This is a genomic window from Shewanella sp. YLB-07 (assembly GCF_009377275.1).
Map to the genome: position 1 here is coordinate 110,981 of NZ_VOQB01000011.1, position 18,025 is coordinate 129,005.

Consider the following 18,025-nt stretch of genomic DNA (forward strand, 5'->3'; position numbering starts at 1 on the left):
TTCCCTTCATTGTAATTATAAAATGAGAAAGCCTGCTTTGACTTGTTTGGGGTTTCTCTGAGCCCCTGGACCTTAGGCTGAGTAAGCCGAGTGTCGATAAATACTCATCCCTTAATGCGCGTTAAGAATGAGTCTCTTGATTAACTATAGCTTGAATTGTTCACCTAAGTACACAGCTCGTACTTGCTTATTGTCCAAGATCTCGGCGGGTGTACCTTCAGCGATTAAATTTCCGTGACTGACTATGTAAGCTCGCTCACATACGTCTAAAGTTTCACGCACATTATGGTCAGTGATCAGTACACCTAAGCCGCGACTCTTAAGCTGCTCGATGATTTTTTTAATGTCGATAACCGAAATAGGATCCACCCCTGCAAAGGGCTCATCGAGGAGAATAAACTTAGGGTTAGCTGCCAAGGCTCTGGCTATCTCGACGCGTCTGCGTTCACCGCCCGAGAGTGCCATGCCTTGGCTGTCACGAATATGGGTAATATGAAACTCTTCCAGAAGGCTCTCGAGTTGTTCTTCCCGGGTGTTGTTATCTATATCTGAACGTGTCTGTAGTACCGCCATTATGTTATCCCTAACCGATAACTTCCTAAAGATGCTCGCCTCTTGAGGCAGGTAACCTATGCCTTTTCTTGCCCTCAAGTGCATAGGATCTAAGGTCAGATCATCATCATCGATTAAGATCCTACCTTTATCACTCTGTACTAAGCCTACGATCATGTAGAAAGTGGTGGTTTTTCCCGCGCCATTAGGGCCTAACAGACCGACTATCTGTCCGGTTTTGACTGTGATACTGACATCTTGAACTACGGCTCTATTCTTATAACTCTTGGCAAGGTTGACTGCCTTTAGCGTCATCTGGCTCATTGTTTCTCCTGCCCTATGACTGGTAACTGAGTAGGTATAATGTCTTGCTTGCTGGTTTGATTGTTCGTTTCAGCTGGCTCGACTTCTGGTAATTGAGTCGGCAGCGGCTCCGTAGCTGGCTCTTGTTCTTTGGCCTTATCTTGACTGGTATCCTGATAGCTTTCTGGCTGAATAATGGTGATAACCCTATCATTGCCTTTGCTTTCTGCTATCAACTGTTGCTTAGCTATGTTGTAGCGAATCATATTACCTGTTACTCGGCTACCATCTTGCTCCAGCGTGGCATTACCTACCAAGGTTAAGGTTCTGCTCGATAGCTCATACCTAATTTCTTTGGCACTGGCAGAAGCCGGGCGTCCATCTTCCATTATCTGGGAGTATGTCGCGGGATTTCCGATGGCGACAAGTGTTTTTCCGCCGCCATCTTCTTTAGAGGAGGCTCTGAGTTCGTCGGCTAAAATTTTGATCGATCCCTGAGTCACTTCCACTGGACCATGAAAGATCATCTGATTATTCTTGATATCGGCTTCCTGACTCGCTGCCGAGATCTTAACTTCTTGCATGAGATCATCTTGCTTTGTCATGCCACTAAAACTTGTGATACACAGTAGAGCAGCGATGATTAAGTTATGTTTGTTCATATCGTCCTTCAAATGGCGTACTTGTCTTGTTCACAACACATATGGATCATAGGTATTGTTGGTCTGAGTCTGTTTTTCTAAAATATGGCTTTGGGCTAGCACAAAGCCAAGCTAATTGACCTCATATATCCCTTTAACCTTACTCAATAATTGTACTTTTTGGGCGTTAAGATCACCGAACAAACCCACACCTTGGATAATAAAATCAGTACCTGTGATGTAAACCTCACGATCTGAGGTCATGACCATGGTATTGAGATCTAATTCCAAGTAACTGGTTTTCATGGTTTGAATCGGTTCTTCAGGGCTTATGGAATCGATAATAACATTGTTCTCGAGAACGACTTTGCCTGATTTCTTATTGAGTGTCCCCATCGTCGATTGAAGGCGCCATTTAGCTTGGCCTCCGTCGGGATAGATTAGGTATATGGGCTGAGTGAAATAGGTCATATTGGCCTCATCAAAGTGCTCCATATGGGTAGCTGTGACTCGGCTGTTGACTAACCCCTTGTCATTATAATCGACACTACGTAGGTTATCGGCAATATAATCTGGTCTTAAACTGACATCGATAGCCACCTCTTCATCGCTTTTCTTGGATTGCACCTGCCAATAAAGCAGCAAGGCCGTGCCGAAGAAAGCTATGATGGCCAGAGTCACTCTATTCATATACTCATACCGTGTGCGGTATCGAATTTCTTTTGGCTGAGAAGTATGAGATCCGTTAACTCTCGTAAGGCACCATGTCCGCCTTGGATGCTAGTGACGAAGTCGGCAGCTTGTTTTACATAGGGGTGACCATCGGCGACACAGACTGAAAGCCCAACCTGTTTCATGACTGGCAGGTCAACCATATCATCGCCTATATAAGCCACCTGCTCAGGGGTCACATCATACAAGGAGAGTAGCGCTTGATATGGCTCTAATTTGTTGTCTACACCTTGGTATATATGCTTGATGCCTAGTGCTGTCATACGGTCTTCAACTATCTGAGACTTACGTCCAGTGATGATCGCCACGGGGATATCACTGGTGAGTAGAGATCTCACTCCGTATCCGTCTCGGGTGTGGAAGGTCTTTAGTTCTTCACCGGCATTACTCATATAGACCAGACCGTCGGAAAACACGCCATCTACATCACAGATGAGTAGTTTTATCTGCTTAGCCTTCTGCCAAACCTTGTCAGCTACAGGACCATAAAAACTCTGATGGGATTCATTCATTTATATTACTCCTGCCTTAACCATGTCGAGCATGTTTAATGCACCTATTGGGGTGTTGTTATCATCTACTATGATGAGACCATTGATATCGTTTTCGTCCATCACTTTTAGTGCTTCGGCGGCCAAAATTCCTTCAGAGATGGTGATGCAGCCTTTACTCATCACATCTGAGATTGATGTTTCTCTCAGGTTGACTTGGGCATCTATGACCCGGCGTAGATCGCCGTCGGTAAAAATACCCACTAACTTGTTGGAATCATCGGTAACCGCCGTCATGCCCAGGCCTTTGTTCGATATTTCATAGAGGGCATCTGTGACGCAGATATTCTGCCTTACCAGAGGCAGGTCATGACCTTTATGCATGACATCACTGACTTTGAGCAGTAATTTCCGGCCTAACATACCACCTGGGTGTGACAGGGCGAAATCATCTTTGGTAAACCCCCTCGCTTGTAACAGTGCTACGGCGAGTGCATCGCCCATGACTAAGGTCGCCGTGGTGCTGGATGTGGGAGCAAGCCCTAGGGGGCAAGCTTCTTCGGGTACTTCGATGCACAGATGCACGATAGCATGTTTAGCCATGGTGGATTTTGGCTTACCCGTTACCGCTATAATAGGCAGGCCCATACGTTTAATGACCGGCATCAAGGTTAAGATTTCTGAGGCTTCTCCCGAATTGGAGATGGCTAAGATGATATCGTTCTCACTGAGCACACCGAGATCGCCATGACTGGCTTCACCTGGATGCACAAAAAATGCGGGGGTGCCTGTGCTGGCAAAGGTGGCTGAAATTTTATTGCCTATATGGCCAGACTTGCCCATCCCCATGACGATGACCTTGCCGGTGCACTCAAAGATCAATTTACACGCTGTAGCAAACTCAGCTGAATCTACATACTGGTATAAGTTATCGAGAGCTTTTCGCTCGACATCGATAACGTTTTTGCCCCATTGGCGTAATTTATTTACATCTAGCATTTTGATCTCTCTGTTTATTCAGTCTGATGTAAGTCTTGTTAAGCAAGAAAAAGGACTAGTTGATACGAGATAAAGGTCAACAGTAACACGCCTCCATGCCAAGGCTTTAATGCTCTTGCACGGCCACTCAGTAAAATGAGTACGGCAAGGGCGCTGCTTGTGGCCATTACCATATAGAAATCCCGGGTACTGGCCGCCGCGTCGACTTCCCCTGGCGCAATTAACGCGGGGAGGGCGAGTACGGCGAGAATATTGAACAAATTTGAACCGACAATATTGCCAATGGCCAGATCGTCTTCTTTTTTCAGCACGCCGGCAACACAAGCTGCAAGCTCAGGTAGGCTGGTGCCTATGGCTATGATGGTCAAGCCTATGACCAGATCCGATAAATGATAGGCTTTGGCGATACCTACCGCACCCTGAACCATCCAGTCGGCAGACAGAGGTAGTAAAATAATACCCACGACTAGCCAGAGAACCGCCTTGTGAGTCGGAACTCCAGTCGGTATTTCCTCATCGGCTTCATCTTCGAGTGTGTCAGCTTGCTTGTTGGTTAAGCCATGCCAGATAAGGTAACCCATGAGGATGAAGAAAAGCCCCATTAACATGACGCCTTCCATGCGTGTCAGCAGGCCATCATAGAGAAAATACCCCGCGATTGCTGTGGCGGCCAACATCAAAGGTATTTCTCGCATCAGGGTTTGGGAGCGTACTGAAATGGCCCCTAATAGCGCTGTGATACCCAATATCAAGGTGATGTTGGCGATATTTGAGCCCAATACGTTGCCGATGGCCGTATCTGTCATGCCTTCCATGGATGCGGTGGCTGCGACGAACATTTCGGGAGCTGAGCTGCCCATTGCCACTATGGTCAATCCGATCAACATCGGTGGGAGTCCGAGGTTGCGGGCAAAAGCCGCCGCACCATAGACAAATTTGTCGGCGCTCCAGACTAAAACGCCCAATCCTGCAATAAGCATGAAGATATTAAATAACATTTAATTCAATTCTAAAATGAGTCAACGAGCATTTTCGCTGGATTTGAATGAAAATGAAAGTATTGAGGCAAGATAGTGTCGATTCAGTTGTGCCTATTAGCGCAATTACGTACAATTTGCTGCTCAGTTTCTGTCAGACTCGTCTGCCTTCCCCTGGTGCTTGTACGTAAATGGATGCGGTATGAACATAGAAGTGTCACCAAAACCCAACTCATTGGTCGAGATCCGCAACTTAAAATTTAGTCGCGGTGACCACGTCATTTTTGATGATATTAGCCTATCTATTCCCAAAGGTAAGATCACGGCCATCATGGGCCCGAGTGGAATAGGTAAGACGACCTTGCTTAAGTTGATTGGCGGCCAGCTAATTCCTGACTCAGGTTCGGTATTGTTCGATGGCAAAGATGTGCATAGATGCAGCCGCAAGGAGTTATTTACACTGCGTAAGCGAATGAGCATGCTATTCCAAAGTGGGGCCCTGTTTACCGACATGAATGTGTTCGACAATGTGGCATTCGCTCTGCGTGAGCATTCAGGACTCGCCGAAGAGATTATCACCCGCATCGTATTGATGAAACTAGAAGCGGTTGGTTTACGGGGCGCAGCTAAAATGATGCCTAGCGAGCTTTCCGGGGGGATGCAGCGTCGGGTGGCGCTTGCCAGAGCGATTGCGCTCGAGCCCGATATGGTGATGTATGATGAGCCTTTTGCGGGTCAAGACCCTATCTCAATGGGGGTGTTGGTGAAGCTTATCAAAGAACTCTCTGCTGCTTTAGGCCTCACCTCTGTGGTGATATCCCATGATGTGCAGGAAGTCTTAGGCATCGCCGATTATGTTTATGTGATGGCCGATAAGCGCGTGATAGCCCAAGGGACTCCCGAGGAGTTACGAGTTGCCGACAATGAGCAGCTTAAACAATTTATTGGTGGTGAACCTGATGGCCCGGTGCCTTTTCATTTTCCTGCATCAAGCTATGCCGAGGAGTTAGTCGGTCAGTGATAAGACTGTGAGAAATTATAAAAAAGCTAGTTGTTTAATTGTGGCCATCAATGAACGACAAAAACAAATTATTGGCGGTGAGCTAGGCGGTCTTATTATTGTGAACGCCTCTCTCCACTTACACCAAATAGTTACATCAAGGAATTAGTAGGCTAGTGATGAATCGTATTAGTATTAGCTTTCTGTCCAGACTTCAAGATGGGGTTAAGGAAGGGACTGAATGAGCATGACAGATAACATAGCTAATCTTGGCCGTAGAGGCATAGACCTAGTAACTGGCTTGGGTCGGGCAGGTCTCATGCTTTGGGGGGCGATAGCCCGTAGGCCACGTGTAAAGGGATTTCCGCTATTTGTGAAACAACTCTATGTTGTTGGCGTGCAATCTATGGTGCTCATACTGATATCGGGTCTGTTTATTGGCATGGTATTGGCGTTGCAGGGGTATAATATTCTCGTTGGTTTCGGTACCGAGGAGAGCCTTGGTCCTATGGTTGCTTTGAGCCTGCTACGGGAATTAGGCCCAGTTGTGACGGCTCTGTTGTTCGCCGGGCGTGCTGGTTCGGCGTTGACCGCCGAGATAGGCTTGATGAAGAGTACCGAGCAACTCTCCAGTCTGGAGATGATGGCTATCGATCCGCTAAGGCAGATCATTGCGCCTCGTTTCTGGGCCGGCGTAGTCAGTCTGCCTCTGCTGACATTGATGTTTACCGCTATCGGCATCTATGGTGGTTATGTCGTAGGAGTCGAGTGGAAGGGTATAGACGGTGGCAGTTTTTGGTCGATTCTGCAGGCTTCTGTAGAGTGGCGTCAGGATATCGTCAACTGTTTGATTAAGAGCTTCCTGTTTGGCATCGTCGTGACCTGGATTGCCTTGTATAGAGGCTATCAGGTGGTTCCTAATCCAGAAGGGATAAGTAAAGCCACGACTCAGACCGTGGTTCAGTCGAGTCTGGCGGTATTGGCTTTAGATTTTTTACTTACGGCGATAATGTTCGGCCGTTAATGGATTTTATTGAGCAGATTTGAAGTCGGCTCAACAGGTAGAGTGGAAATGAAAGTATGTTAACTCGTAAAATTGAAGTATTAGTGGGACTATTTCTGTTATCCGGCTTGGCGGCATTTTTGATATTAGTGTTCAATGTTGCCAATGTCGAGGTAAAGTCCGGGGCTAATCATTACACCCTCTATGCTAAATTTAGCAATGTCGGCGGGCTTAAAGTGCGTTCTCCGGTCAAGGTGGGTGGCGTGGTTGTCGGGCGTGTGAGTGCTATTACTCTCGATCCCAACGAGCTGATACCTGTGGTTAAGTTGTCTATGGATAAGCATTTCGATCAGTTCCCTGAAACGAGTAGTCTGTCGATTCTGACTTCGGGTTTATTGGGTGAGCAATTTCTGGGGCTGACTCCAGGATTTATGGACGATGATATCGCCATGCTGGTTGATGGCGATAGAATTGATGATACTCACTCGGCTCTTGTACTCGAAGAGCTTATTGGTCAGTTCCTATATAGTGTCAAAGATTAGGCCTAAATTGAGTCAAGCTTCTATATGAAGCTAGTGATAGATTGTATTAAATAGTCGAACATATTTTTATAGCGTCAAGGATTTTAAATGAGAATGTTTAATCGCATCTGTATGTATAGCGCTTCACTTTTTTTACTCGCGTTGAGTGCAACAGCCCATAGTGAAGACGCGGCCGTAAACACCATGAACCCCTATGATATGGTTGAGGCTGTTGCGAATAATACTTTTGCCAGGTTTCATCAGGATATTGACATAATTAAGACCAATCCTGACCATCTTAAACTGATAGTCTCAGATGAGCTGATGCCCTATATTGATTATAAGTATGCTTCTTATAAAGTCATGGGTATACATCTTAAGGCAACCACAAAAGACCAAAGAGAGCGATTTGTAAAAGCATTTCAGGGCTATCTGGTGTCGACCTATGCACAGGCGTTTACCGAGTACACAGATCAACAAGTTAAGTTTGCCCCTGCGAAAGATTTTTCTGGTGAGAAGATGGTCGATGTCAACGTTGATTTGATTGAAGCGGGTCGACCGGCAATTAAGTTAATGTTTAAGGTGCGCCGCCTTAAAGACGGTAGTTGGAAGGCATTCGATCTTGTTGCCGAAGGTGTCAGCTTGCTGGCATCGAAGAGCTCAGAAATTTCAAACTTGATCCGTCAAAAAGGGATCGATTCGGTGATTTTAGAGTTAGAACAACGCAATAAAGGCCATATCAGTCAGAAGACTCATGGAGCTAAACTCTAAGTGGTTGAGTTTATCTGTGAGGACTCTGTGTGTTGCATCTCAGGTCGGCTCTCACAAGGAGATGTCGTTAAGCTTTGGGGTAAGAGAAAGCGCCTGCTTAGTGCCAAGATTAAGGTCATCGACCTGTCGGCACTGAGTTACAGCGACAGTGCTGGCATCGCTTTCATCTTAGAGTTGATAGCCCTGGCTAAAAGAGAGGGAAGAGAGGTAACACTCAGTACTGCATCGAGTCAGCTGTCGAAATTAATTGCGTTATACGATTTAGAACACTTCTTCGATGAAGAAGCAAAACAAGGTAAATAGATCCATGGATACCAACGAAACAGAACAAACAAACGAAGCACAGAAGCTAAAAGAGATCGAGCAGCTTCTTCAGGATGCACTCTCATTAGATGAAGTGCACGTCACCCAAGCTGGAACCCACTATAAAATCGTGGCCGTCGGTGAGTGTTTCGATGGCATGGGGCGCGTAAAGCAGCAGCAAACCATATACGGCCCTCTGATGGATCGTATCACTAGTGGTGAGCTACATGCGCTAACTATCAATGCCTTCACGCCGACACAATGGAAGCGTGAAAAAATCTTTAACATGTAAGCCGAGATCTAAATTGGATAAATTAAAAATTCAGGCGAGCGAAGCGCTGGCTGGTGAAGTTGTGATCTCCGGGGCTAAGAATGCTGCCTTGCCTATCTTGATGGCTGGCGTGTTGGCCGAAACCGATTTTGTGGTAAGCAATGTGCCGGATCTTAGAGACGTAAGCACAAGTTGTGAGTTGCTGCGTTGCCTAGGCGCCGAAGTGAGCCGTACCGATAACAGTGAAGTGCGCATCTCAACCACCTCTTTGGATCATTTTTGTGCACCTTATGATCTCGTTAAAACAATGCGGGCATCGATTCTTATCTTGGGACCCTTATTGGCCCGTTTCGGTACCGCAGATGTATCCCTGCCTGGTGGCTGTGCCATTGGTGCACGACCGGTGAATCTTCACCTCCATGGTTTAGAACAGATGGGGGCGAAGATTGATGTCGAAGAGGGTTATATCAAGGCCCGTGTCGACGGCCGTTTAAAAGGCGCGCATATCTTCATGGATATGGTCAGCGTGGGTGCGACAGAAAATTTATTGATGGCTGCCTCCCTCGCCGATGGCGAAACCATCATAGAGAATGCCGCCCGTGAACCCGAAGTTGTCGATCTGGCTAACTGCCTTATCGCCATGGGTGCGAAAATTGAGGGTGCAGGCACCGACTCGATCCGTATTCAAGGGGTCGAATCCCTACAGGGCTGTCATTATCGTGTGATGCCAGACAGAATCGAGACCGGTAGTTTCTTGATTGCCGCAGCGGTCACTCGTGGCAAGATACGCTGTGTCAACGCCGCTCCATCGACGCTTGAGGCTGTGCTTGCCAAGCTAGAAGATGCTGGTGCTAAGATCACCACCGGCAGTGATTGGATTGAGCTGGATATGCAAGGTAAGCGACCTAAGGCCGTTAATATTAAAACTGTGCCATACCCGGGCTTTCCAACCGATATGCAGGCACAGTTTTGCTTACTCAATGCGTTAGCCGAAGGCACCTCGACCATCACCGAAACCATTTTCGAGAATCGCTTCATGCATGTCCCTGAGCTTATTCGTATGGGCGCAAACATGGAGCTTGAAGGCAATACCTGCATTATTCAGGGAATTGAGCGACTCAAGGGTGCCCAAGTGATGGCGACGGACTTAAGGGCCTCGGCCAGCCTGGTGATTGCCGGACTCGTAGCCGATGGCACCACGATAGTCGATCGTATCTATCATCTGGATCGCGGTTATGAGCATATCGAAGATAAATTTAAAGGTTTAGGTGGCCAGGTAGAGCGCACCAGATAACCGATATAAGTTTTGATAGTAAAAAGATAAGCTAATCATAGCTAAAAGCCATCGATACCTGAGTGTCGATGGCTTTTTATTTCTAGTAGCCGTGCTTAGGGGGGAGAGGAAAGTAAAAGGTCAGCTGCTCGCTGACCTTTTTGCTGAATAGTGTTATATCAGTTATACCACCGGTATTACTCTTCGTTATTGGCATGCTCACCTATGAGTACAGGCACATCATAGGACTTACCCTTACGTATGATGGTCATAGAGATCTTCTTTCCGGGAGGAGTTTCGGCGATCCTATCCATGAGCATTTCAACCCCGGGAATATCTTCCCCTTCATACTGAATGATGACATCTCTCGGCTGTAGCTGGGCGCGCGCTGCGGGCCCATTGGGATCGACGCCTGTAATCACCACGCCAGTCAGATCCGGTAGGTTTAATATCTGTGCCATGACCGGGCTGATGGGTTCACCACTTATGCCTAATGCTCCACGGATCACCCGACCATTTTTAATCAGTTTACCCATGATGCTATGGGCCAGTTTGATTGGGATGGCGAAACTTATTCCATGACCGCCACCTTCTTCACCGACCTGGAAGGCCGCTGTGTTTATGCCGATAAGTTGGCCACTGGTATCTATGAGTGCTCCGCCTGAATTGCCTGCGTTAATAGCGGCATCTGTCTGCAGGAAGTCCAGGTAACCAGAGCTGAGTCCATTACGGCCGGTGGCACTGATAATCCCCTGAGTAATCGTCTGGCCAATGTTGTAAGGATTACCTATGGCTAAGACAACATCACCGACTTGTGCCGGCACTCCTAAGTTAATGGGCACTATCGGCAGGCTATCGCCTTCAATTTTCAGTACCGCCAGATCGGTGACAGGATCTGAACCGACGACTTCCGAGGTGAATTTACGGCCATCTTGCAGGGCGACGACGATCTCATCGGCTTTCTTAATGACATGGTAATTGGTAAGGATATAGCCTTCGCTACTCATTATCACGCCAGAACCAAGGCCCTGTAGTGAACCTGAGTTAAGAGGTTGATTACGATTGATACTCAGACTATAGATATTGACCACGGCAGGGGCTGCACGTCTGACAGCAACGGAAAACGAAAGCTCAACCCCATGATCACCACGCTTTTGGAAAAACAGGCTCGTCATATCCTTGTTTGCCAAAAAAGGCGTTACTACCAGAAAGACTGCCGCCATAATGAGGCCGAAAAAAACGGCCTTGCCGAGATAGAGTAGAGTGTCTTTAAGGGCCATATCAGAGAGTGTTAAAGAAAAAGTAGCGTAAGATTAGCATGTTTAAAGCTTGAAGGTAATTAAGATAAAGTGATGAAGCATCAAAGAAGACAAGCCTGTCAATGCTTCGTCATCGCTTTATTTGATATTAGGAGAAAAGCATAAAGGCTAACACCACCTTTATGCTTTCGTTTCTATCTGAGGACCAAGTATAGGCTGCTCTTGTCACGTTTTATCTTCAATGCTACATCGCCTTGTTGATCGGCAAGTTTGGCCTTGAGAGACTTAATATTTTTTATTGGTGAGCGATTCACACCGACAATAAGATCGCCTTTTTGTAAGCCACTGGCTGCCGCCGGCGAGTTTTGGGCCACATCGGTTATCTCGACGCCTTGCTTGCTGTTTTCTAATGCCGCGCCGGCTAGCATGGGATGAATGGCACCAGCGGCAGTTTCTGTTGTCTGACTGGTTTCCCCTAGAGTCGCGGTTACGCTGTGTTTGTCACCATCGCGGATCAAGCCAAACTCAACTTCTGCGCCTGCACCCATGGTGGCTACTTTCGCTCGCAACTCCTGGAAGCTTTTGATATTGCGTCCATTGACACTGACAATGATATCGCCCGCCTTTATACCTGCTTTATCGGCTGCACTATCGGTCATGACCTGATCGACGAAGCCACCATGTTGGGTATTTAAGCCAAAACCTTTCGCCAGCTCATTGGTCAGGTCTCGACCCGATACACCTAATACGCCGCGGCGGACTTCGCCGTGTTCGATGATTTGATCGACCAGGTTGTTAACCATATTGGAAGGGATCGCGAAGCCTATGCCTACGTTACCGCCGCCTGGGGCTACGATGGCGGTATTGATACCGATAAGGTTACCATTGAGGTTGACTAAGGCGCCGCCGGAATTACCACTGTTAATTGCTGCATCGGTTTGAATGAAGTTCTCTAGCATCTCAATACCCAGGCCAGAGCGGCCCATGGCGCTGACAATGCCCGATGTCACCGTTTGGCCTAGACCGAAAGGATTACCGATAGCAACGGCAAAATCACCGACCCTGAGTTCATCGGAGTCGGCACGTTTCAACGCAACTAAGTTATCGGCTTTGATCTGCAACAAGGCGATATCTGATTCGGCATCTGTGCCGATAAGTTTTGCCTCGACCTCACGTCCATCATGCAGGCCAATTAGAATCTCGTCGGCTCCTTCAATCACATGATTATTGGTGACGATATAGCCTTTGTCGGCGTCTATGATGACTCCCGAACCTAAGCCTCGAAATGGACGCTCCTGCACTTGCTCCCGGGGAGCATTAGGGCCAAAAAAATATCTGAAGGCATCGGGCAATTTCTGCTTAGAAACATGGGTCCCTGTAACTGCTACGGCAACCACAGCGGGTGTTGTGCGCGCTAGCATGGGAGCCAGACTGGGGATGGATTGTCCATCGACCGCGATTGGAATTGCTGCCTGAGAGAGGCTAGGTGCCAAAGAGAGCGATGCCGTAAGCAGGGCGGCAGAGAGTAAGCTTAATTTGGATTTCATCTATTTGTAGCTCCAATATCGGATTCAGTAGTATTACTTAAGGATATAGGGATATTTTTTGCTATATCAAGAAGCAATTACGGATCTTTTGTTACTGAATCCGACAATCGGCTGGAGATGAAAGTTCATCTTTATTAACAAATGTTAATTTTTTTGATTCACGATTATGACATTTTCACTAGTGAGTTCATTGGCTTGGGTGTCTATAGAGTCTTGAGTTACTTCATGGCTAACTAAGTTAGCCAGAGGCTTAGCAGTGCTTTTGGGGGCTAAGGTGTTCGCCGCTTCATTCCACTGTTTGTTGACCTTGTTTAATTGCTCCGTAAGCTCGGCGAGTTGTTTATGGTGCAGTTCGAAATGATCTGTGACCTCTTGCTTGTGCTGACTTAATTCTAATTTTGTCTGCTCAAAGGCTTTTCCCTTGCCATTGGGCTCACTGTTACGGGCAATGATAGTACGACCGACGTAACCCAGTAAGATACCGAGAACGAAAGTTGCAATAACTAAGGGCCATTCCATATAAAACTCCTTTACATCAGGAACTGAAAAATTCGAATAAATTATTATTGCTGGCATGATACCATCTAGGCGTTCATTTAAGCATTAAAGAGATTATTTTACGTGTCCCAGCTAACTCCGTGGCAGCATTACCAGCAAGACTTGACTCGAGATGACTTTTCACACGATCCAGCGCAGGAACAAGCGGTAAAAAGTTTGCAGCGTGTGTTTGATGAAATTCAGCTTATCAATAGCAAGCCGAGCCTGATGAAAAGGGTATTTTCGTTTCTGGGGGCAAAACAACAAGGGGTTCAGGGGCTTTATCTCTGGGGCGGGGTTGGGCGCGGTAAAACCTACTTGATGGATACTTTCTATGAGGCTTTGCCCGGAGAGAGAAAGCTGCGGGCACACTTCCATCGTTTCATGCATCAGGTTCACTTAGATCTAGATAGCCTGAAAGGGCAGAGAGATCCTCTATTGATTATCGCAAAGCAGATGGCTGGTAAGTATCAGGTGATCTGTTTCGATGAGTTCTTCGTGTCGGACATTACCGATGCCATGTTACTGGGTACCTTATTTCAAGCTCTATTCAAAGAGGGGGTGGCGCTGGTCGCGACATCCAACATCATTCCCGACGAACTCTACCGTAATGGATTACAGCGAGCGCGCTTTCTGCCAGCCATCGCGCTGATCAATCAACATTGCCAAATACTCAACGTGGACTCAGGAATCGATTATCGTCTGCGTACTCTGGAGCAGGCGGAAATCTATCACTTCCCCCTCGATGTTAAGGCCGATACTAATTTACTCTCCTATTTTGATAGGTTGGCACCCGAGTCTGAGGTGTCAGTAGATGGGATAGAGATCGACGGGCGTAACATAAGTATAAGAAAACAGGCTCAAGGCGTCTTACTAGTGGATTTTCTTGCCCTATGCGATGGACCAAGAAGCCAGAGAGACTATATGGAGCTTGCCTGCCTCTACCATACTGTCTTGCTCAGCGGGGTTATGCAGATGGGTGATAAGCTTACCGGCGACGATATTGCCCGACGTTTTCTCGCCATGGTGGATGAGTTTTACGAGCGTAATGTGAAACTCATCATTTCAGCAGAAGTCTCCCTCGAAGACATCTACACTCAGGGCTTGTTGAGTTTCGAATTCAGGCGCTGCCGCTCACGTCTCACCGAGATGCAATCCCATGATTATCTGGCTTTAGAACATCTGCCATAAGATTAAATATTTGAGCTTTAAAGGCCTAGCGGGAGGAGGGAGTTATTTAAATCACCAGCACTGCAAATATTAGGTGATTTTTAGCTCATCTTTGTCTATAATCCGCCACCTGCCCTCGTTACTCCATCGATTAGATGGAAGTTGTAAAGCCTAATTCTTTGCTCGAAGGGGCGGGGAATGGCACTATTTGTGTTTTTACCAATTTTGGTAAAGCATTTGAGACAGAATTTTAACATTGGGTTTTTGTAAAATGAAGACTACTTTTACTGCTACACCAGAGACAGTCACTCGCGAGTGGTTTGTCGTTGACGCTGAAGGTAAAACTTTGGGTCGTATCGCTACTGAAATTGCTTCACGTTTACGTGGCAAGCATAAGCCAGAGTATACACCTCATGTTGACACCGGTGATTACATCATCGTTATCAATGCTGAAAAAGTTACCGTCACTGGTAATAAAGCGAAAGGCAAAGTGTACTACTCGCATTCGGGTTTCATCGGTGGCATCAAGCAGATCACCTTTGAAAAGTTGCAGGCTCATAAGCCTGAAATGATTATCGAGAAAGCGGTTAAGGGTATGTTACCTAAAGGTCCTTTAGGACGTGCCATGTTCCGTAAACTTAAGGTTTACGCTGGTACAGAACATAACCACGCTGCACAACAACCTCAAGTTCTTGATATCTAAACAGGATTAAGCTAATGGCTGCAACTCAGTACTACGGCACTGGCCGTCGAAAAACATCTACTGCACGCGTATTCGCGAAAGCAGGAACTGGCAACATAGTTGTCAATCAACTTCCACTAGATAAGTATTTTGGTCGTGAAACTGCTCGTATGGTTGTTCGTCAACCACTAGAGCTAGTTGAAATGACTGATAAACTAGATATCTATGTAACTGTAAAGGGCGGTGGTATCACTGGTCAAGCAGGTGCAATTCGTCACGGTATTACCCGTGCATTGTTGGAGCTTGATGAAGCTCTACGTCCATCTCTACGTGCCGCTGGTTTCGTTACCCGTGATGCTCGTAAAGTTGAGCGTAAGAAAGTTGGTCTACGTAAAGCTCGTCGTAAGCCACAATTCTCAAAGCGTTAATTTTCGCTATCGAGAACTCAAAAAACCCAGCTTTTGCTGGGTTTTTTATTGCCTGAAATTTATTTTTACCATCAAAAATAGCGCATAGAAAGCATCACTTTGTTAATCTAGTCTTAATCTTGTTCAAGTTTACTCTACGCTATGCGGAATTTTAAATTATGTCACTACAGCTAATCATGCTAGCGTTAGGTATTGTGCTTGTTATCGAAGGAATTGGACCACTGTTATTTCCTAATCGCTGGAAAGCATATTTAAAGGATATTTCGAACCAAAATCAGCAACTTCTGCAACGTTTGGGTGGTGGTTTAGTCACCGCAGGTATCATTTTGTTGATTATTTTTTCATAAATTACTTGCCTACAGCCCCTATAGATCTGCTAAAATCCCGTTTTAACCACTACCGTGCAGCAAATAATGGGCAAAAACGTCGTAGTTCTCGGCACCCAATGGGGTGACGAAGGAAAGGGTAAGATAGTTGACCTACTTACCGAACAGGCTAAATATGTCGTTCGATATCAGGGGGGCCACAATGCCGGTCACACTCTCGTTATCGATGGTGACAAAACCGTTCTTCATCTTATTCCATCAGGGATCTTACGTGATAATGTAAAATGCATTATCGGTAATGGTGTGGTGCTTGCGCCAGACGCTCTGATGACTGAGATCAACATGCTTAAAGAGCGTGGAGTTCCTGTTGAGGAGCGTCTACTGATCTCTGAAGCGTGTCCACTGATCCTTCCATTCCATTGTGCTCTAGATGTTGCCCGTGAGAAAGCTCGCGGTAATAAAGCTATTGGTACAACGGGCCGTGGTATTGGTCCTGCATACGAAGATAAGGTTTCACGCCGTGGTCTTCGTGTTGGCGATCTGTTTGATGCTGAGCTGTTTGCAGAGAAGCTGAAAGATGTGATGAGTTATCACAACTTCATGTTGACTGAATACTACAAGTGCGAAGCTGTAGATTATGAAAAGACATTGAAAGATGCTTTGGCAATCGCAGATTACCTTAAGAGTATGTGTACCGACGTCACTGAATTGTTAGATCAGGCGCGTAAAGCGGGTGAGCCTATTCTGTTTGAAGGTGCACAGGGTACCTTGCTTGATATCGACCATGGTACTTATCCTTTCGTCACCTCTTCTAATACTACCGCAGGTGGTGTTGCTACTGGTTCTGGATTCGGTCCACGTCATCTGGATTATGTATTGGGTATCATGAAGGCTTACACGACTCGCGTCGGAGCCGGACCTTTCCCAACTGAGCTTGAGTGTGAAATCGGTGACTACTTAGGCACTAAGGGTCACGAATTCGGTGCAACTACTGGTCGTAAGCGTCGTCCAGGCTGGTTAGACATAGTTGCAATGAAGCGTGCGGTACAGATCAACAGCGTAAGTGGTTTCTGTCTGACTAAGCTAGATGTGCTAGATGGTCTGAAAGAAGTGAAGATCTGCGTTGGTTACCAGTATCCGGATGGCACTGTCGCTACAGTGACTCCACTCGCAGCCGAAGGCTACGAGCAGGTAACACCAGTACTGGAAACTATGCCAGGCTGGAGTGAAATAACTTTCGGTGCGACTTCTTTAGAGCAATTGCCACAAGCGGCATTGAACTACATTAAGCGTCTCGAAGATTTGCTAGAAACGCCAATTGATATTATCTCTACGGGTCCCGATAGAAACGAGACCATGATTCTGGTGAATCCGTTTAGTTAATAGAAAGAGGCCGCATATAGCGGCCTTTTTATTGGTGCTGATACGGGCAGGCAGTGCTCAAGAAATGCGTTATACTGCCGATGACCTATTATGTACCCAATAGGCGAGTATTGATTAGACAAGGTATTCACCGATAATCGAGTGTCTTGTCTGATCACTACTTATGTTTATGAATTTTTCGCGAGAGAGCTCATGCTACGAGAAGTGCTAAAAGTTTCATCGAAAATCATGTCGCGTTATCTGTTGTTATCGATAGTAGCGCTTACACCAGCATTGAGCTGGGCCGAGACGCGAGCCGTGGATATCTATAGTCAGGAGCAGTTAATTGAACTGATCAGGACTAAACAATATCTTACGCGAGTCACGGGAGATGATTGTCAGTTAGTCCAGGATATTGAGGCGAGAGCCGAGGTGCTTAAACAGCCCCTATATCAATATCTTTGGGCCGAGATGCTTAATCATGGTATTTGTGTAAAAGCAAACCCACCGAGAGGGATCTCTTTACTACGTGACTCTGCAGAGCAGGGGAGCGCAGAAGCTATGCTCAGGATCGCCGAGTACTATCACGATGGACAATTTGTGATAAAAGATCGCGAGAGAGCCATTCATTATGTGATGCCCGCAGCGGCCAATGGCGATCTGCCGTCACGTATGATGTTAGTTAGACTGTTTGGTGAAGGCTATGGTAGCCCAAGAGATTTTGAGATGGGATATCACTGGCTATATAACGATGTATTTAGTGATGAGGCTACAAAACAAAAAGCCTTAGAATTATTGAAGGTGCTAGAGCAGAAGATGCCGCCCAGCGCAGTTGCCAGGGCAAAACAGGAGCACCTGAGATCCCGATAAACAGTAC

Annotated in this window: 22 protein-coding genes; 13 read left to right on the forward strand and 9 right to left on the reverse strand. The window is 46.5% G+C overall.

What is annotated here, in order from left to right; translation table 11 throughout:
- Nucleotides 1–144: 144 nt before the first annotated feature.
- The 6 genes from lptB to FS373_RS21775 form a co-directional block, all read right to left on the reverse strand.
- On the reverse strand, nt 145–876 hold the full coding sequence (gene lptB, locus FS373_RS21750; RefSeq protein WP_144044742.1) for an LPS export ABC transporter ATP-binding protein: 732 nt from the start codon (nt 874–876) through the stop codon (nt 145–147).
- The gene (gene lptA / locus FS373_RS21755; RefSeq protein WP_144044743.1) at nt 873–1,517 is read right to left on the reverse strand and encodes a lipopolysaccharide transport periplasmic protein LptA; all 645 of its coding nucleotides are present in this window, start codon (nt 1,515–1,517) and stop codon (nt 873–875) included. Before lptA ends, lptB begins: the two co-directional genes overlap by 4 nt.
- 111 nt (nt 1,518–1,628) lie before the next feature.
- Nucleotides 1,629–2,186, reverse strand: a complete 558-nt coding sequence (lptC, locus tag FS373_RS21760; RefSeq protein WP_144044744.1) for an LPS export ABC transporter periplasmic protein LptC — start codon at nt 2,184–2,186, stop codon at nt 1,629–1,631.
- Nucleotides 2,183–2,740, reverse strand: coding sequence for a 3-deoxy-manno-octulosonate-8-phosphatase KdsC (gene kdsC, locus FS373_RS21765; protein ID WP_144044745.1), 558 nt, complete (start codon nt 2,738–2,740; stop codon nt 2,183–2,185). The genes lptC and kdsC overlap by 4 nt, the downstream gene beginning before the upstream one ends.
- The gene (locus FS373_RS21770) at nt 2,741–3,718 is read right to left on the reverse strand and encodes a KpsF/GutQ family sugar-phosphate isomerase (protein ID WP_144044746.1); all 978 of its coding nucleotides are present in this window, start codon (nt 3,716–3,718) and stop codon (nt 2,741–2,743) included.
- 38 nt (nt 3,719–3,756) lie between these two features.
- Nucleotides 3,757–4,716, reverse strand: a complete 960-nt coding sequence (locus FS373_RS21775; protein WP_144044747.1) for a calcium/sodium antiporter — start codon at nt 4,714–4,716, stop codon at nt 3,757–3,759.
- 181 nt (nt 4,717–4,897) lie between these two features.
- On the opposite strand from FS373_RS21775, the gene mlaF reads away from it, so the two are divergent.
- The 7 genes from mlaF (at nt 4,898) to murA (ending at nt 9,858) form a co-directional block, all read left to right on the forward strand.
- Complete coding sequence (gene mlaF, locus FS373_RS21780) at nt 4,898–5,716, forward strand: phospholipid ABC transporter ATP-binding protein MlaF (protein WP_144044748.1); 819 nt, start codon at nt 4,898–4,900, stop codon at nt 5,714–5,716.
- Between the two features lie 220 nt (nt 5,717–5,936).
- Nucleotides 5,937–6,719, forward strand: coding sequence for a lipid asymmetry maintenance ABC transporter permease subunit MlaE (mlaE, locus tag FS373_RS21785; protein ID WP_144044749.1), 783 nt, complete (start codon nt 5,937–5,939; stop codon nt 6,717–6,719).
- A 56-nt stretch (nt 6,720–6,775) separates the two neighbouring features.
- A complete protein-coding gene (gene mlaD / locus FS373_RS21790) occupies nt 6,776–7,240 on the forward strand; it encodes an outer membrane lipid asymmetry maintenance protein MlaD (protein ID WP_144044750.1) in 465 nt (154 codons plus the stop codon).
- Between the two features lie 93 nt (nt 7,241–7,333).
- Nucleotides 7,334–7,990, forward strand: coding sequence for an MlaC/ttg2D family ABC transporter substrate-binding protein (locus FS373_RS21795; protein ID WP_407695648.1), 657 nt, complete (start codon nt 7,334–7,336; stop codon nt 7,988–7,990).
- A complete protein-coding gene (locus tag FS373_RS21800) occupies nt 7,991–8,293 on the forward strand; it encodes an STAS domain-containing protein (RefSeq protein ID WP_144044752.1) in 303 nt (100 codons plus the stop codon).
- 4 nt (nt 8,294–8,297) lie between these two features.
- The gene (locus tag FS373_RS21805) at nt 8,298–8,585 is read left to right on the forward strand and encodes a BolA family protein (protein WP_144044753.1); all 288 of its coding nucleotides are present in this window, start codon (nt 8,298–8,300) and stop codon (nt 8,583–8,585) included.
- Between the two features lie 13 nt (nt 8,586–8,598).
- Nucleotides 8,599–9,858: a UDP-N-acetylglucosamine 1-carboxyvinyltransferase gene (gene murA, locus FS373_RS21810; RefSeq protein WP_144044754.1), complete on the forward strand. Its 1,260-nt coding sequence runs from the start codon at nt 8,599–8,601 to the stop codon at nt 9,856–9,858.
- Between the two features lie 176 nt (nt 9,859–10,034).
- Here the strand turns inward: murA and degS are convergent, their stop codons facing one another.
- The 3 genes from degS to FS373_RS21825 form a co-directional block, all read right to left on the reverse strand.
- The gene (gene degS / locus FS373_RS21815; RefSeq protein WP_144044755.1) at nt 10,035–11,117 is read right to left on the reverse strand and encodes an outer membrane-stress sensor serine endopeptidase DegS; all 1,083 of its coding nucleotides are present in this window, start codon (nt 11,115–11,117) and stop codon (nt 10,035–10,037) included.
- Between the two features lie 173 nt (nt 11,118–11,290).
- Nucleotides 11,291–12,643, reverse strand: a complete 1,353-nt coding sequence (degQ, locus tag FS373_RS21820; protein WP_152830586.1) for a Do family serine endopeptidase DegQ — start codon at nt 12,641–12,643, stop codon at nt 11,291–11,293.
- 144 nt (nt 12,644–12,787) lie between these two features.
- Entirely contained in the window at nt 12,788–13,162 is a 375-nt protein-coding gene (locus FS373_RS21825; RefSeq protein ID WP_144044757.1) for a ZapG family protein, read from the reverse strand.
- 102 nt (nt 13,163–13,264) lie between these two features.
- Between FS373_RS21825 and zapE the strand changes: the two genes are divergently transcribed.
- The 6 genes from zapE (at nt 13,265) to FS373_RS21855 (ending at nt 18,018) form a co-directional block, all read left to right on the forward strand.
- Nucleotides 13,265–14,371, forward strand: a complete 1,107-nt coding sequence (zapE, locus tag FS373_RS21830) for a cell division protein ZapE (protein ID WP_322619550.1) — start codon at nt 13,265–13,267, stop codon at nt 14,369–14,371.
- Between the two features lie 250 nt (nt 14,372–14,621).
- Complete coding sequence (rplM, locus tag FS373_RS21835; protein ID WP_013049718.1) at nt 14,622–15,053, forward strand: 50S ribosomal protein L13; 432 nt, start codon at nt 14,622–14,624, stop codon at nt 15,051–15,053.
- A gap of 14 nt (nt 15,054–15,067) precedes the next feature.
- The gene (gene rpsI, locus FS373_RS21840) at nt 15,068–15,460 is read left to right on the forward strand and encodes a 30S ribosomal protein S9 (RefSeq protein ID WP_144044758.1); all 393 of its coding nucleotides are present in this window, start codon (nt 15,068–15,070) and stop codon (nt 15,458–15,460) included.
- Nucleotides 15,461–15,618: 158 nt separating this feature from the next.
- Nucleotides 15,619–15,807 carry a DUF2065 domain-containing protein gene (locus FS373_RS21845; RefSeq protein WP_144044759.1) on the forward strand — a complete coding sequence of 63 codons (189 nt, stop codon included), beginning with the start codon at nt 15,619–15,621 and terminating at the stop codon, nt 15,805–15,807.
- Nucleotides 15,808–15,873: 66 nt separating this feature from the next.
- A complete protein-coding gene (locus FS373_RS21850; protein ID WP_152830587.1) occupies nt 15,874–17,169 on the forward strand; it encodes an adenylosuccinate synthase in 1,296 nt (431 codons plus the stop codon).
- A gap of 228 nt (nt 17,170–17,397) precedes the next feature.
- Nucleotides 17,398–18,018, forward strand: coding sequence for a tetratricopeptide repeat protein (locus FS373_RS21855; RefSeq protein ID WP_144048793.1), 621 nt, complete (start codon nt 17,398–17,400; stop codon nt 18,016–18,018).
- Nucleotides 18,019–18,025: the final 7 nt, after the last annotated feature.